This window comes from Psychrobacter sp. S4(2024), assembly GCF_036861305.1.
In the GTDB taxonomy this organism is placed as follows: domain Bacteria; phylum Pseudomonadota; class Gammaproteobacteria; order Pseudomonadales; family Moraxellaceae; genus Psychrobacter; species Psychrobacter cryohalolentis.
This window is the reverse complement of the sequence record NZ_JAZAQR010000001.1, coordinates 1051600-1068152: the sequence shown is the minus strand read 5'-3', so window position 1 is coordinate 1068152 and position 16553 is coordinate 1051600. Positions and strand designations below refer to the sequence as shown.

At 42.7% G+C, this 16553-nt stretch carries 15 protein-coding genes; 7 read left to right on the top strand and 8 right to left on the bottom strand.

From position 1 onward, the window contains the following. Nucleotides 1-6: 6 nt before the first annotated feature. Nucleotides 7-1599, bottom strand: coding sequence for an FAD-dependent oxidoreductase (locus VLA57_RS04585; protein ID WP_133104835.1), 1593 nt, complete (start codon nucleotides 1597-1599; stop codon nucleotides 7-9). Nucleotides 1600-2209: 610 nt separating this feature from the next. Here VLA57_RS04585 and VLA57_RS04580 point away from each other — a divergent pair. Then, nucleotides 2210-2644, top strand: a complete 435-nt coding sequence (locus tag VLA57_RS04580) for a COG4315 family predicted lipoprotein (RefSeq protein ID WP_020444339.1) — start codon at nucleotides 2210-2212, stop codon at nucleotides 2642-2644. A 121-nt stretch (nucleotides 2645-2765) separates the two neighbouring features. Here the strand turns inward: VLA57_RS04580 and VLA57_RS04575 are convergent, their stop codons facing one another. Continuing rightward, a complete protein-coding gene (locus VLA57_RS04575; protein ID WP_333954454.1) occupies nucleotides 2766-3389 on the bottom strand; it encodes a YceI family protein in 624 nt (207 codons plus the stop codon). Between the two features lie 434 nt (nucleotides 3390-3823). Here VLA57_RS04575 and VLA57_RS04570 point away from each other — a divergent pair, with 434 nt between their 5' ends. Continuing rightward, a complete protein-coding gene (locus tag VLA57_RS04570) occupies nucleotides 3824-4105 on the top strand; it encodes a type B 50S ribosomal protein L31 (protein ID WP_011281173.1) in 282 nt (93 codons plus the stop codon). A gap of 119 nt (nucleotides 4106-4224) precedes the next feature. On the opposite strand, the gene VLA57_RS04565 is transcribed toward VLA57_RS04570, so the two are convergent. The 4 genes from VLA57_RS04565 to VLA57_RS04550 all read right to left on the bottom strand — a co-directional run bounded on the left by VLA57_RS04565 (nucleotide 4225) and on the right by VLA57_RS04550 (nucleotide 8784). Further along, nucleotides 4225-5067, bottom strand: a complete 843-nt coding sequence (locus tag VLA57_RS04565; RefSeq protein WP_333954453.1) for an SGNH/GDSL hydrolase family protein — start codon at nucleotides 5065-5067, stop codon at nucleotides 4225-4227. Beyond that, nucleotides 5061-6458: a nicotinate phosphoribosyltransferase gene (locus tag VLA57_RS04560; RefSeq protein WP_333954452.1), complete on the bottom strand. Its 1398-nt coding sequence runs from the start codon at nucleotides 6456-6458 to the stop codon at nucleotides 5061-5063. Before VLA57_RS04560 ends, VLA57_RS04565 begins: the two co-directional genes overlap by 7 nt. A gap of 110 nt (nucleotides 6459-6568) precedes the next feature. Continuing rightward, a complete protein-coding gene (locus tag VLA57_RS04555) occupies nucleotides 6569-7618 on the bottom strand; it encodes a bifunctional nicotinamide-nucleotide adenylyltransferase/Nudix hydroxylase (protein WP_133104831.1) in 1050 nt (349 codons plus the stop codon). A 206-nt stretch (nucleotides 7619-7824) separates the two neighbouring features. Further along, nucleotides 7825-8784: an alpha/beta fold hydrolase gene (locus tag VLA57_RS04550; RefSeq protein WP_133104830.1), complete on the bottom strand. Its 960-nt coding sequence runs from the start codon at nucleotides 8782-8784 to the stop codon at nucleotides 7825-7827. Between the two features lie 366 nt (nucleotides 8785-9150). On the opposite strand from VLA57_RS04550, the gene nfuA reads away from it, so the two are divergent. Beyond that, entirely contained in the window at nucleotides 9151-9834 is a 684-nt protein-coding gene (nfuA, locus tag VLA57_RS04545; RefSeq protein ID WP_041753256.1) for a Fe-S biogenesis protein NfuA, read from the top strand. A 225-nt stretch (nucleotides 9835-10059) separates the two neighbouring features. Continuing rightward, entirely contained in the window at nucleotides 10060-11364 is a 1305-nt protein-coding gene (locus tag VLA57_RS04540; protein ID WP_133104829.1) for an O-acetylhomoserine aminocarboxypropyltransferase/cysteine synthase family protein, read from the top strand. Nucleotides 11365-11479: 115 nt separating this feature from the next. Here the strand turns inward: VLA57_RS04540 and VLA57_RS04535 are convergent, their stop codons facing one another. Beyond that, entirely contained in the window at nucleotides 11480-12499 is a 1020-nt protein-coding gene (locus tag VLA57_RS04535) for an adenosine kinase (protein WP_333954451.1), read from the bottom strand. A gap of 61 nt (nucleotides 12500-12560) precedes the next feature. Beyond that, a complete protein-coding gene (gene rsmI / locus VLA57_RS04530) occupies nucleotides 12561-13517 on the bottom strand; it encodes a 16S rRNA (cytidine(1402)-2'-O)-methyltransferase (RefSeq protein ID WP_133104827.1) in 957 nt (318 codons plus the stop codon). A gap of 166 nt (nucleotides 13518-13683) precedes the next feature. On the opposite strand from rsmI, the gene VLA57_RS04525 reads away from it, so the two are divergent. The 3 genes from VLA57_RS04525 to VLA57_RS04515 all read left to right on the top strand — a co-directional run bounded on the left by VLA57_RS04525 (nucleotide 13684) and on the right by VLA57_RS04515 (nucleotide 16465). Beyond that, nucleotides 13684-14202, top strand: coding sequence for a YraN family protein (locus tag VLA57_RS04525; RefSeq protein WP_333954450.1), 519 nt, complete (start codon nucleotides 13684-13686; stop codon nucleotides 14200-14202). 221 nt (nucleotides 14203-14423) lie between these two features. After that, nucleotides 14424-15269, top strand: a complete 846-nt coding sequence (locus VLA57_RS04520) for a BON domain-containing protein (protein WP_333954449.1) — start codon at nucleotides 14424-14426, stop codon at nucleotides 15267-15269. A gap of 245 nt (nucleotides 15270-15514) precedes the next feature. Beyond that, nucleotides 15515-16465, top strand: a complete 951-nt coding sequence (locus VLA57_RS04515) for an alpha/beta hydrolase (RefSeq protein WP_149493238.1) — start codon at nucleotides 15515-15517, stop codon at nucleotides 16463-16465. Nucleotides 16466-16553 lie beyond the last annotated feature (88 nt).

Genomic DNA, 16553 nt, shown 5'->3' with positions numbered 1-16553 from the left:
TCTTTCTTAAGTCCTATAATTATCTGAACTATTATTAATATTTAAATCCTCTAACGCTTTTTCGCGAATACCACGATTGACGCCTGCCATTGCCTGCGGAAAGCCACGCTCTTTTGCCAAATCACGGGCGACTGTCTCAATAGCCAGACTGTCGTTGTGCGCCAGATACGCCCACTCATGAGAATAGCGATTACGGTTCACGGGCGTATCAAGTTCAATCAAACCAAGCTCACTCAATTCGTCAACGATTTGATCTGCTGCAATTAGAGTTGAAGATGCTTTGACGTTTTCAGCACGGGCATAGCGAATATTAGAGTATAAGCTCACATCAGCGACCCGCAGTGTGTCATCCTCACCAGGAATTTGCTGCCCACCGTATAAAGCATTGCCGACAGTACGGGCACTATGGAAGGTCGGTACAAATTCTGCCACATAATCGATCGCTTGTTGGCTACGCGCTTGTAGTGGTGCTTTGTCCCAACCATCTTCGATATAGTGCACATATTGCGGCGGTAATTTTGGTTGGGCGCTGTCTTTGCTTGAAGCCACCAAACCATCATTAAATAGCGTGATAAAATTACTCATGCCATGTATCTGAAAATAACCACCCGGATAAGGGGTTAGTTGTGCCATCCCTTCAGGTGTACCGCGATTACCATAGACAATAATCTCTGGTATCTGTCCACCGGTATCTTCCCAATGAGTAATATAAGAGGATTTAAACTCTACCATACGCGTGACTTTGACACCGACCATATCATCAATAACCCCTGTACGAAAACCACAGGCATTGACGAGGTAATCGACTTCGATGGACTCGATTTTGCTATTAGATTGCGCTTCAGGATCTAAACCAGCGCCTTGCTGATAATCAATACGCCATTTGGTCACATGATGATCAGCGTTTGAACAGTTTTCACAATCAACTGGCATGACCTGCTTTACTTGAGTATCAGTAAAGACATGCGCATGCTCATAACCATCTAATGCCAATTGCGCCGATGCTGCCAAGCGAAAAATATTCCAGCCATATTCTTGTACCACAATCAGCGGAAATTTAACTTTATTTAAATCCAGGTATTTTGCAACCGGTATCATCCATTCATCAACGGTAGTTGGCACAGTCACTTGCTCACGCTCAGACAATGCAATCAGTTGTTCATGGCTGTAGAGCTGATAATAATCTTCTGGTTCGCCCAGTACTTTGTTATTGGCATCTTGAGCAATCAGCTCACGATACGCATCGGTCAATATCTCAAGCCGCGGTAGCAAGTCTTCAGGCAAGCCGTCATCACGAGTCGGCACCGCAAATACCGTTGGACGTACATCAATGGTATAAGGATAAAGACGTAAAATATCGATGCACTGTTTAAGCAGAGCGACGCAGTCCTCGTCAGGGATTTCGCGATAGAGATTGCCGCCGGCATGCAAATGGCACATAGGCGGACCATCAATCAGCGATTTGTTTTTTTCGAACACGTAAGTTTCAAGCCCTAACGCTGCCAATCGAATGGCAATGGTTGCCCCCGCCGTACCACCACCGAGGATACCGACACGTTGAGTAGCAATTACTTGATTATTCATGAGAGAGTGAGTCATTGTCGAGGTTATATCCTTAATAGCATTTGCATCAAGTGGTACTTAAATCAGTATTTAACGGGGTACTTGGCATAGGCATGAGGTGGCTTATGGATATTGATATGCGTGCAGAGGCAGTCAAGTTCAACAGTGATTATAAATCTCAATGGTCACATTCGCCATTGTGTAGTCATGCTTAATTTCTATAGCGCTATTCTACAAAAAACGTTGGGGAATAGAACGGCAAATTGGTAAGTGCATACATGATTTTTGTCAACGTTTAACCCAAAATTCTATTGGGCATAAACTTACTCAATTAAGATAATATTTTTAATTCAATTTAAAAGTGTCATCCTATTATTACCATAGGGACGAGCAGATTGAATTCCTCTTAAAACCGCTAATTACTGATGGTATTAAGTATTTTTGTTTGGCGAAATTGTAATGTTTATGGGCTTTTGTAAATTTATATGAGGACAAGAATAACAGCTATAAATCCTATGCTATATTTAAAATCTCAATAATGGGTTTAAGATATTTGCTTGCAATTTATTATGGCTTAAATCCTAGAGTGATAAGAACGATCTAATAACAATTAACAATCTATGATGACAATGACAAGGAAGTTATTATGAAACATATTTTAGTTTTATCCGCTCTTAGTGGTGTGTTGGCTCTTAGCGGTTGTTCAACGCTAAACAATATGGTCGGTAATGACGACTCTGGTATGCATGACGTGCAAGCAACCAATAAAAATACTGCGCCTGTCATGAGTAAAAACGGCATGTTGGTTGATTCTCGTAACCATATGACTTTGTATACTTTTGATAAAGATTCGATGAATAGATCAGAGTGTGGTAGCGCTTGTATGCTAGTTTGGCCGGCATTTATGGCACCTAGCAATGCCAAAGCCTCAGGGCAGTTTGCTGCCTTCCAACGTGAAGACGGCAAGTATCAATGGGCCATGAACGGCAAGCCGCTGTATTTCTATGCCAATGACACCAATGTTGGGGATAAAGATGGCGACAATAAACTTGGTGTTTGGCATATCGTTAGAACCAAGTAAGGTCTGAATATAAAGACTAAGTTTTACCATAAAAAAGCAGCCATCATTGTGGCTGCTTTTTATTACGATATTTTTAACTGCAAACTTACTTCATAAAAGCATAACATTGATATGTATAAAGCTATTTTGCTTTATTCTTCGTCGCCGCTTTTTTCTCAATCAGCTCACCGTCTATTTGAATGGGTACTTCAGTCGTAATGCCACTTGCAAAAGCGGTCATGCCATAAGCGGCACGGTCAATCACACCGGTTGCACGAAAACCAATAACTGGCTCTTTGGTCATCGGGCTATTGGCTATTTTATTCAAAGTCACATCTAGGGTCAGTGGCTTGGTTTGACCCAGTAGAGTGAAGTCACCTGTGACTGTGGCTTGTTGTGGATTCTTAAAGGTGATGTTAGTCGATTTAAAAGTCATGGTTGGATGTTTTGCCACATTAAAAAACTCATCTTTTTTTAGATGAGCATCGCGAGCATCCCAATTGGTATCGATACTGTCAGTAACAATAGTGAAATTCATATTGGCTTTATTAGGTGCTTTAATATTGTAATTGACCATGCCTTTGACATCATTAAAGTGACCCATGGTGGTCGAAAACCCTAAGTGATTGACTGAAAATCCGACACGCGTATGTGCATCATCTAGCTGCCATTGAGTTGGTAGCGCCGCACTTGCCAGCGTTGTTATAGCAATTGCTGAGCCAAATAGAACAGCTTTTATACTGTTTTTCGCTATTGTATTTTTCATTGTCTTATCCTCATTAAATGTTAGTATTCAATTAGTATTGATAATTAAATCACCAATACTAATTGAATATTATTAAATTAATCTTAAAAATTAATAGTTATTGATTATATTATCTAACGCATCATTATACGCAGCTTGTCTATCTGCCTCAATACTATCGATGCTGCAGTGACAAATTAGCACTGATAACCCTCACAACTGCTGCTTGCATCAAACCCCAAAAACCGGTAAAATCGCGGTTTGATTTTCCCGCTGGGGAAAGGCTAAGCGAGCAGAGGAATGGTGTTGGGTGCTGGAATAAGCCAGTGACGCAGCTGCCATACTTATCAATGTCCTTAGTGCCTCAGTTACGTATGTCATCGTTTGCTGAACGCATCGTTAAAAATGCTGTTTTGCAAAGTCGTTATACATACATCGGACATAGAGAGTTTATTATGCGTAAAGATATCCATCCTAATTACCAAGAAGTTTTATTCCACGACACTAACGCTGACGTGTTCTTCTTGACTCGTTCAACTGTTAAAACCAAAACCACTCGTGAATACGAAGGTTCAGAATATCCATACTACCCACTTGATATCTCAAGTGCGTCGCATCCATTCTATACTGGTGAGCAACGTAAAACTTCTACTGAAGGTCGTGTTGCAAGCTTCAACAAACGTTTTGGTGCGTTTGGTGGCCGTAAGAAAGCTGCTGATACTGACGCTGCAGAATAATTCACACGTATTGTGTGATATTATTTTGAGCATGTGTTCTCTCAAGCATGCACAGTGATGGTATTAAGAATATAAAAAACCGCTGACTATTCAGCGGTTTTTTTTGTGCTAGCTTTTGGCTAATGGGTTGATGAATCAAGTAAATCTACAATCAGCTCTGACAATTGCTGTGCCCAATAGCCATACATCAGGCTACTTGGATGAAAGCCATCGCTCGCAAACATTACCTTGATATCGATAGGCGTACCGTTAGAGTGCTCAGCGATCATGCGTGGGAAATCCGTTGCCATATAAGTGACGTTATCATGAGCCCTGCAGATTTGCTGCAATATTCCGTCAAGAATAGAAGCTTTTGCGCCAACAAAGTTATTTAGCGGAGCAGGTATTGCTGGCATTTGTGCCATAGGCGGTAGACTTAAAAAAACCAACTTGCGCACGCCAAACTTACGCTGAGCGATGGCAATAATATCTTTGATTTGCTGTTGCCACTTGTTTACAGTAACACTCGATGTCGTATCATTGACCCCAACACTTAGTATCATCACATCGATAGGCTCGTTTGGTGCTGGCATAATATATAGCCTGCGTAGAATATCAAAACTGGTGTGCCCCGTTGTCGCTTGCAATGACCAGTTCAATACCGCAAACTGCTCATTAATAGTGGGCTGCTGCTGCAAGATTGGAATGAGCTTACCAACGAGCGCTTCTTGCTGCGTTTCACTACCGACTCCAGCCGCTGCTGAATCACCAACGATCATGATATGTAGTGCGGGCTTATTCTGAGCGGCTAACTCGTTACTGGCATGATCCAGTTGCACAGACCCATGTCTTTCTCCATTTGGCTCAGGCAAACGGACCGTATCTCGTTTGATTTTTCGACCTTGATAAAGGTATACAGGAGCAAATAAAACATCCTTTGCAGCAGCGGCTATTTTATTCTGTATTTTGCTAGTAGCTACCATCCTGCACGCTCTCTAATAATAGTTAGACTCTCGTCTATAAGTAATTTTCCATCAACATAAATATTACGCAGTAGGTTATCGCTCTCAGCAGTAAGCTCATCAGCCTTAATGGTTTTTAGCTGTCCATTACTGTGTTTGATTAATGCCAAACGCCCTTTTTTCGAGCGCTTTGAACGACTGGTGATCGGGTCTTTATAGATGTCTTTCCATATACCATTGATAGAGATGGCACTGGCTTTCATTGCCCAGCTCATGGTATCGCGATTGACTTGTTGTAGCAATCCACCACCCATACCGAAAGTCACGTTATCAGCGCTAAAACCTGCTTTCATGACCACATCGATAATCTTACTCAAGCTTTGTGGACTGATGCCATCACCTTGAATAACACGCACATAATCGGGCAGGACTTTGTAGCCTTTACTGTTGACTGTCGTACCAAACTTTACTGCCAGACGCTCCAAGGCTTCGCGCACGACTTTGGCCGGGTCGCCACTGTCTGGTCTGATAACTAAGGTACCGCCCATATTTTTCACATCGTCTTTTAGGCTGCCGCCCCAAATATTGTCAATGGCATTCCATAAGTCATAGCTGTCAGAGACCACAGAAAAGCTTTTACCTGCCCCGCCAAACTGTTCAATCATATTGGCAAAGGCAGCAGTTTCACCGTCGCGTCCCCATGCCGTCATCGTGCTATGCTCAGCGGCAGGGATAGAAAATGCTGGCATGTCTTTATCCATCTGATACCAGCGGCTGGCAGCCACCAAAGCCGTCATCGAATCGGTACCGGCAAAATTGACTAAATGTGCAAGACTACCGAGGGCGACAGACTCTTGGCTAGATGCCCCGCGCGAGCCAAAATCATGCAAACGAAAGGTTAGTGATTCTGTATTGTCCGCAGACTTCTCTAGTGCTTGACGAATGATGTTTTTACAATAGTGCGAGACACTAGCGACCGTTGATGGATACCAAATTGCGCGGAGTAGCGCCGTTTCGATATAGCTTGGTAGCCAATAAAACTCAGGGTCGGTATTTATGATTTGGCAGACGACATTGGATACAGGCACGATACTACCTTCAGGTATGGCTTCGATACGTAGTGGTAAATAACCACCATGTTTATCAACCAAGCGCTCCCAGCCAGCACGGTTAAAGGTTAAGCCATGTGCTTGAATGACCATTTCGGCTTCATCAATGTCTCGATGAGTGATTGGCGTGCTTAGATATTCTTTGATAAAGGCTTGCAAGCCAAAGAACATCACATCGTAGTCGCCTTTACGTGCCTCAATATAGCTCGATAGATATTCACTACCGCTTGGATATTGCACCCAATGTGAGGTTTTGTAGCTGTCGCTATTTAGGATTAAATTATTTAAATTACTGGTGTACATCACAGAACTCCTCTGCTTTGAGATGCCGCAACGATGGCGGCGCGAAGCCTTTACCGTCTATCGGTTTAGGAAATTATTAATAAAGGATCGCATAGCCGTCTGACAAAATACTATAAGCCGACCATTTTGGTGATAATGGCATAATGATCTTCAAACATCATTTTGGCATCAAGCTCGGCGAGCGGTAACCAAAACGCTGTGGTTGCGTCATCGCCGCCTTTTACTTTTGGCAGGCCTTTTGGGTCATTTTTGAGCTGAAAATAAAATGCTTGAGTAATCGTACGCCCACGCGCTGAGCGGTAAGGATCATCAAAGGTATGCTGACTATGGCAAGAGCCACGCAATACGGGCTCAGGGACTTTGAGGCGAGTCTCCTCACGGAGCTCACGGATACAGGCGTCAAATAGTGTCTCTTTTGGGTTTAAAAATCCACCCGGCAGTGCCCACAATCCTTGCCCTGGCATACTACGGCGCTCAACCAGCAAGATATGTCCTGACTGTACGACTAAGGCATCGGCAGTCATAAAGGTTGGCGGATAAGGAGCAGACTCCCATTGTCTTTTATACTTATCAACAAAATCGGCTTCATCGTGCAGTTGTTGATATTCGCTTGTTTTCTTGAATTCATCCAATACGTTGCGCGTTGACTCAGGGGTACGCTCAGGTGTTGGCGTAGCACCCATTAAGTAGCTGTCACGTATAGGCGTTGCGGATAAGTTATGATAATTAGGTACGGAGACAGATGCCCAGTTGGGGAACAAAGATAAATAATACGATGAGCTGTCTTTTGAGTGACCAATCAGACCGATATCAGTCTGCAAGTCACCAGTGACGGATTTGACGCCTGCTTGCACGTATTGTAGCCAACGCGTGTCATTGTAGAGTGCATCATCGAGTCCAACGCAGTGGATACGCGCAGCTTCCTCTACTGAATAGGCGCCCTTAATCATAGCCGCGCGCTCAGCAACACTAAAAGGATTTCGCAAACTACGTGGCAGATTAGCAGAACCGATGAGCATAATCACATTGTCAGCCCGCTTGAGTGCCTCATCAATAACTGCTTTATGACCACAATGAAAGGGCTGAAAACGCCCGATAAACACCAAATAGCGATAATGTGTATTGTTTTTATTTGAAGTTTGCTCTGATGCTTCACTCATAAACGCCCAGCTCCTGCCGTACTGCTATCAATTATTAATATGGATTTTTTAATTATTGGTTATTAACTAGGATTCAAAATATTATCAATTCAAAATAATTTAAAGACATCAATACTGACACAGGCTGCAACTGGCTGGCAAGTGTAAAGATGTTTAAGGCTGTATCTATATTATTGAGCAATCAAGCTAGAGGTAAATATATAAAGTTAGTCGCTATGCTTGTCAATCCACGCCGCAACTGTTGGCCAAACCTCTTTGGCAGCATGACGGCTATTTAAAATGCGGCTATGCGTATAGTCGTCTAAATTGCCATTGCTGAGCGAGTACTCACGAAAGATATTCGCATGATTGTTAAAATCATTAAACAGTGCGCGACAACCCAAAGTGGGGGAGATAAACTGGTCACCTTTGGCGCTAATAGCATATATGGGTATGGTAATCTTTGGCATATGCTGTCGGTAATCAAAAGGCTCAGAATCAGCAAGTATATATGGCGTCCTGTTCTTATTCACATTGCTTTTATTCATATCGCCTTGCTTGATAAAACTACTATGAAAGTTTTGCTGTAAGTTCCAGTCATACCACTGCTTCATTGTATGGTAGCTTTCATTGACAGGACCCAGTTTGAGTTTTTGCGCAGGAATATAGCCCGATAAGCGATTGAGATATTTGGCGATAAATATTTTGACACGGTTAATAGGGTGCAAGGCGGCGCCATAGGCTTGGCAGGCAAATAGGCTGATACTGTTTATTTTACCGATATAGTTTGGGTTTTGAATGAGAAACATGGTTAAGCCGATACCGCCGCCGCTATGAGTGACGCAGTGCAGATTATCGAGGTCTAATTGATGATATAAATAATCAAACGTCGCAGCAAAATCATAAGTGGCAATGGTTTCAAAGTTAAATTTATCTTTTGATGCTGAGCTTGCACCATGACCGCGCCATTCCATGATATAACAGTGATGTCCGAGTATTGCTAAGTATTCAGCGATTCTTAAGCAGGTTTTTTTGTCTGAAAATGTACCATGAGTTAAAAAGATATTTTGGGCTCTATAAGTAGAGTTGTTAGATAAATATTGCTGTTTTTCACTAGAAAATATATGCCAAATAGCAATTTGTACATTATCTTTTGTGCTCACAAATTTTAGATTTTCAGTCAACATACAGGGCTCTCTTAAGACTTAAGTTTTCTGAGCAAATTTCTTTAGCTGCTCTCATTGCTTGTAACAGCTTTTAACTACACTGAATGCATCATAGACTTGATAAGTCAGCTTACTGTCTTTATATACAATGAAGATACGGTCAGCTCACTATAAGTGAGGATCATTACAGATAGCCACTGCTAATTCACACCGCTGCAGTCGGAATAGTCGACTAAGTGCGCTATAATGAGCCGTATAAATAGATAGCTGTCATGGTCAAAGCAACAAGCGATAAGCATGATAGTCACTGACACATATTCCCTTGCATTGACGACACAAGAAGCGGGTACACAGCACGCTGGTGTCATAACACAGATAGGACGCATTATGAGTGAACATAACCCAACGGATACTCAAGTAGAACCTGCTGCCGATTACGAGTCAGCGCTTGATACTGAGCAAACCGAAGCTAAAAGCAATATTACCATCACGGAAGCGGCGCAAGGTTACTTAGCGGATTTGTTATCGAAGCAAGACACCGATGGTATTGGCGTACGTATTTTTGTTGAACATCCGGGTACACCACGTGCTGAGTGCTGTATGGCTTATAACCAGCCAGGCGAAGAGGATAGTGCTGACCTGAAATTCAGCTACGATAATTTCTCTGCTTTTATTGAAGCGGCATCAGTACCTTATTTAGAAGATGCGGTGATTGACTATAATAAAGACCGTTTTGGTGGTCAGTTGACCTTCCGTGCACCAAACTCCAAAGTGCCAAAAGTGGGCGCTGATGCCAGTGTGGAAGAGCGTATCAACTATGTGTTGCAGTCTGAGATCAATCCAAGCCTAGCGGCGCATGGTGGTGATGTGCAATTGCTTGAATTGATTGATGAAGAAGGCGTTGGCTTGACTGCCGTATTGAAATTTGGTGGTGGTTGCCAAGGCTGTTCAGCAGTTGATATGACTTTGCGTCAAGGTGTTGAAGTGCAACTAAAACAGCAAATACCAGAGCTTACTCAAGTGATTGATGAGACCGATCATACTCGTACTGAAAACGCGTATTATAAATAAGAATGCTTTGATTAATAAAACCTAATCGCTGGTTATAAGTACGAATAGGATGCTTGTTTTTTATTGCTTATGAATTTTTGTCATTAAGCGATGGATAATTTGCTATTCTTTTCATAAAGAAGTTGAGTTATGATTAACTCAGCTTTTTTTATGCCTATCGTTTAGCGATAGCTATTTTAATCAACAAGTATTTTTTGATAGCGAATAAATATATAGGAGCACAACATGAGTGACGGACAACCAGCTAAGCAAAATAATCAACGCCTTGAAACCTTGGCGATTCATGCCGGATATACTGTAGAACCGACTACCAAAGCAGTCGCCGTACCCATTTATCATACCAGCTCATATGCCTTTGATAATACTCAGCATGGTGCAGACTTGTTTGATTTAAAAGTTGCTGGCAACATTTATACCCGTATCATGAACCCGACCAATGCGGTACTAGAAGAGCGCGTTGCTGCGCTTGAGGGCGGTATCGGCGCGCTTGCTGTGGCTTCTGGTATGGCTGCCATCACTTATGCGATTCAAACCATTTGTGAAGCAGGCGACAATATCGTTGCGGTATCGACACTATATGGTGGTACTTATAATTTATTCGCTCATGCATTACCACGCCAAGGTATCGAGGTGCGCTTTTTTGACCATAAAAATCCTGCCGCGATACGTGATTTAATCGATGATAAGACTAAAATGGTCTTTGCGGAAAGTATTGGTAATCCACTCGGCAATATTATTGATATCCAAGCACTCAGTGATATCGCGCATGAATATGGCGTGCCAGTGGTGATTGATAGCACCGTTGCGACACCTGCATTATGTCGTCCATTTGAGTTTGGTGCGGATATTGTCATTCATTCATTGACCAAATATATGAGCGGTACCGGAACCTCGATTGGTGGCGCTATTGTCGATAGTGGTACTTTCCCTTGGGGCGATTATCCTGAACGTTTTCCGTTATTAAATACCCCAGATGCTAGCTATCATGGCGTAAACTTCGTCAAAGACGTTGGCGCTGCGGCATTTATCGCCCGTGCTCGTGTGGCACCGCTGCGAAATACTGGCGCAGCGTTAAGCCCGCTCAATGCCTTTAGTATTTTGCAAGGTTTACAGACGCTAGGTTTACGTATGGAGCGTCATGTTCAAAACGCACAAGCGGTTGCAGAGTATCTACGTGATCATGATAAAGTTGCTTGGGTAAAATATGCTGGTCTGCCTGACCATCCTGAGCATGAACTTGCCAAAAAATACATGAAAGGGACGCCATCTGCTATTTTGACTTTTGGGGTGAAAGGTGGTCTTGAAGCAGGCGCGCGCTTTATCGATGCACTGCAACTGATTACACGCTTGGTGAATATCGGTGATGCTAAATCACTAGCTTGTCATCCAGCAACGACCACCCATCGCCAGCTCAATGAGCAAGAGCTCGAAAAGGCAGGCGTCAGCATTGATATGGTTCGTTTATCAATTGGTATTGAGCATATCGAAGATATCAAAGCCGATTTAGAGCAAGCATTGGCTGCGGCTTAATTAAATAATAGTTTATAAAGCAGAAAGCCCATATCAAATCGATATGGGCTTCTTTTATTCTCTAAACTATATTTTCTAAGCTATCTAAACACTGCTAAGTATTAGGCTTAATTTTTTAAGCAGTCAGTACATGTTTGGCAATATTCTGATAATCTTCTGACGCTAAACGTGGACCGAGCTGTTGAATCACTTGCGCGGCAACTGCGCTGGCAAGACGACCACATTCTAGCAAACTATATTGCTGTGACAAAGCATATAGAAATGCGCCCGCATAGTTATCACCGGCACCATTGGTATCGATGACACTATCGACTGCTGGCGTAGGGATATCATGAATTTCAATGTCGGACTCATCATTTGGCTGATGTGCAATCACCGCACCATTAGCACCATCAGTGACTACTGCAATTTGGCAGTATTCAAGTAGCGCACGCGCCGCTGACTTGTATTCTTTTTCATCTGTAAATAAACGTGCCTCTTCACTATTGCAGAATATCACCGCAACTTTATTGCCGAGCATATTTAGCAAACCCTCTTTGGCGAATTTTACAACGGCTGGATCAGCAAAGCTAACGGCAATCTTGGCACCGTTTACAGTCGCTTGCTGACGCAATTGATCCATCGCTGGCTGAATACCTGCAGACATCGCAAGGTAGCCTTCCAAATACAACCACTCAGCTTGAGTTAACGCGTCAAAGTCAACGTTATCAGCGGTTATATCGCTTGAAGTACCTAGGAACGTCTGCATAGTACGCTCGCCATCTTCAGTTACAGCAACCACACATGAGCCGGTTACACCGCCTATATGAATGGACTGAGGTGAGGTGGCAACACCTGCTTCATGTAAGTCTTTTAAATAAAATTCACCTTGCTTATCGTCGCCCACGCGGCAGGCATAAAAAGGTTTACCGCCCAAACTTGAAAACGCATACATGGCATTGGCAGCTGAGCCGCCACCCGCTTGTTTTGATGGTTCTATTTCTGCCAGCTTAAAATATGCCAATAATTGCTGTTGTTCTTCAATACCTGCCAGCGTCATATTACCTTTAGTCAGGTCAGTTTCTTCTAGTGCAGCATCTGATAACAGATATTCGTGGTCAACCAAAGCATTACCTATCGCCATCACATCGTACATTGATTATCTCTCCTCAAAGAATTTATAACTGCGTCTGTTTGGTTATAATATCCAAAAATTATTATGCTTGTAGCTCAAGTAAGCGCTGATAGAGTGCATTCTTTTTGACACCGGTGATGTCAGCACCTAAAGCAGCGGCTTTTTTCACTGATAAGTCCTCTAGCAGCCGTTGCAGTAATTTATCATGAATACTGATGTCATCATCGTCTTGGGCAACATTGGCTCCAGCGACTACCACCACTATTTCGCCGCGCTGCTGATTGTCATCCGCTTTAACAAATTCAACCAAAGCGCCAAGCGTACTCTTATTGACAGTCTCAAAGGTTTTGGTCAATTCACGGCAAAATGTGACCTCGCGTTCAGCACCAAATACAGTTGCCATATCTTCTAAACTGGCAATAATACGGTGCGGCGCTTCGTAAAATATTAGGGTTTCAGTGCGAGAGTGCAATGCTGCCAGCTGCTTTTGACGACCATGTGTTTTTGCTGGTAGAAAACCAATAAAGCTAAAGCGGTCTGAGGGCAATCCTGCAACAGACAGTGCGGCAATAGCAGCAGAGGCGCCAATAATAGGGGATACGCGAACGCCAGCAGCATGTGCTGCTTGTACCAATTGATAACCTGGGTCACTAATCAGTGGCGTGCCAGCATCACTAATCAACGCAACAGAATGACCTTGTTCAATCATCTCAATAATTTTGGGTGTTTGAATGGCGCTATTATGTTCATGATAAGCCCAAAGCTTATTATGACCTTTTTGTTTAGCCGTGCTATCAGAGTCGTTTTCGCCATCATTCTTATTATTGTGTACGGTTACCTCTTCAGTATCATCATCCTTATTACCTTTGGTGTTAATGCCAAAGTGTGACAACAGCTTACCTGAGGTGCGCGTATCTTCACAGGCAATGATAGCGACTTGCTTTAAGACGTCAATGGCATGCGGTGTCATGTCGCTCAGATTGCCAATCGGCGTGGCAACGATATATAGACAAGCTGGCATCGCGGTAGGGCTAGACATGAAAACCTCGGGTCATTAAGATAATAAATAAAGGGATATGGCGCACTGACTAATAAAACTGGCTAACAACATTCAACATTAAAGGCAAAACTGCCTTATCAAATAAGACTGTAGCAACAACGAAAAAATCCTAGCAGTATCAACACGCGAAAGTGGTTAGTTTAGCATGATGTGCTATGATAATTCTGAAATGTTGAGCAGACTGATAGACGTCATGGCAAATGATAAACCTTTAATGCTAACCTCCCCAAAGCAGCGCCAAGGTAGTTATTTTGAGCAGCAGGCGTGTGAGTTTTTGCAAGAGCGAGGATTGATATTAATTGCGCAAAACTGGCAGCAGCCTAAAGTTGGCGAGCTTGATTTGGTAATGTTAGAAAAGGGACAGGCGTGGTCGACACTGGTATTTGTGGAAGTGCGGCAAAGACAGCACTCATATTTTGGTGATGCGGCACTCAGCGTCACAGCAGGCAAGCAACGTAAAATTATCAAAGCAGCGCGTCATTTTTTACAGCAAAACCCTCAATATCATAAATATGAATGCCGGTTTGATGTGATTGCTTATAATACAATGAATAAAAAAAATAAAAATGAAGCCAATATCACGTTGGACAATCAACCAAATCAACGGTTAGAAATTAATCAGCCTGAATGGCTACAAGGCGCATTTATCGCGTCGGCTTGGTAATAAAACTTGTTTATGATTTATTTAAGCGTGGCTAATTTTATAATGTCAAATGAAATGAAGTTGTCGTTACCAAAAGCCTAACTGTAAGCAGTAAAAATTCAGTAGAGTAGCGGCACTAAAATAATTTTATTGAATCAGGTTTTTGTCATATTTGTTAAAATTACAACCATTGATTGTTGCTATTATTTATTATGAATACTCATGTACTAAAGAGGTAAATCATGACACAGATGAATCTGCGCACTGCTATTTTTGGCTCACCGCGCCGTAACGCGATAGGCATTATATTAATGTCGAGCATTGTCACGACCGGCTGTACCACCAATTATTTGACCAATAGTACAGAAGGTACTTATGGCGTGCCCATGACTGAGCGTACTATTCCGCAGCGTCTGCTTGATCGTAGTATTGAGCATACCGTCAAGATTAACGTTTATGGTTTGCAGGAAAATTTGCAGCAAACCAGTCGCATGAGTATTGATAGCTTCAATAGTATTGTATTACTGACCGGCGAAGTGCCGACTGAGACAGTTAAGGCAGAAGTCAGTAAAGTCGTAGGCTCTATGCCAGATGTTCGTCAAGTCTATAATGAGTTGACAGTTGGTGCTTCAAAAGGCTATAGCCAAACTGTTCATGACGGTTATATCACGTCAAAGCTGATGGCAAAAACGGCCGCTGCTGATGGGGTGAAAGCGTCACAAATTAGAGCAGTGACCAATAATGGCGTGGTTTATATCATGGGTCGTATGACACCGACGCAGCAAAGCCATCTGATTGATATTGCCAATAGCACGGTTGGTGTTACAGAATTGGTACTACTGACTACTGTCGTCGATGATCGAGGCGTAAAGCTGGGTAACGATGACATCATGTATGAGGCCAATGCTGCAAATTCAGCCCATCCAACTAGAGTTGCAGTCGTGAATAACAGAGCAATATCTAATACCAGTGGTTCTATCGCAGCAGATGCGACTATCAGTGCCACACCTATTATAGTGACCGAAGATGGCTCACCAGTTACCGAGCCTTCATCCAGCCCTTACATTGACCTGTATCAAAACCCATAGATTGTAGTGAATTAGATGAGTGATTAATCTTGATAAGATATTGTTATCTAATGCTGATTTTATCTTAAAGTAGCCCAAATATCACTCACAAGAACACTAAATACCCATAACAGTAGAAGCACGATAAATTCCCTGTTATTCCGTAAAATATGTACAGTCAAAAAATATTAATCGCAAATATAGTTAATGCAGTGTAGGTAAGATTATAAATCTATAACTGACTGACATATAACAGGGATACTGCTATGAAGGCTTTAAATAATGATGTACAGCGACCTAAGGTAGGTATGTCCAAACTCGTACGTGTAGGGGTTACTACTGCGTTGGCAGTGGGCAGTATTGCGCTAGCGACGCAGCAAGCACAAGCATTATCAGCGCTTGCTATCGTTAATGGTATTACTTCAAATGGCGGCATTGGGGTTAGTAAAGACATTCTGTATGGTGACGAGCCATTACAAGATTTGGATATTTACTATCCAAAACCTTTAGCGCAGGCTATGAAAACGAATACCACCATCAAACAAGATTATCCGATGGTGGTATTCGTCCATGGCGGCTCTTGGGAGAGTGGTAGTAAGGAAGAATATGCTTTTGTCGGGCAGAGTTTGGCGCAAGCAGGTTATGTGACTGCAGTGATTAATTATCGTAAAGCCCCTGAGCATGTCTATCCTGATTATGTCGAAGATACGGCGCAAGCGATTGCGTGGAGCTATAAAAATGCCAAGCGTTTCCATGCCAATCCAGAGCGTTTTGCAGTCGTTGGTCATTCTGCCGGAGCGTTTAACGCTGTTGCTGCGGTCGCCAATGAGGATTTTTTAAAGCCTTATGGTATTAAGCCAAAAGATATCACGGCAGTGATTGGTATTGCAGGTCCTTATAGTTATGACTTTCGTAAATTTAGTAGCGTCACCGCTTTTGCTACCGACGCGACACCTGATGAGGTAATGCCAGATCGTCAGATCAAAGGGCAGCAGCCGCCGTATTTATTATTGACTGCTGAAAAAGACAAAGTTGTCTATGCAACCAATACCATCAAAATGACACAGGCGTTAAAAGCGGCAGGTGTTACCGTGCAGACAAGTGAAATTGCCGGTGCCAGTCATGCCACCAGTATTGGCGCGATGGCACCACCTCTACGCTGGGTCAATGATGTACGCGCACAAGTATTAAGTTATTTGGATAAAACCCTTAAATAAGGGTTGCAATTAATAAGTCCGACATGGGTATTGATTCTATTTTAGGCTAATAATGGTTAAGCATCGTTGTGTAAGACAGTGCTGTAAG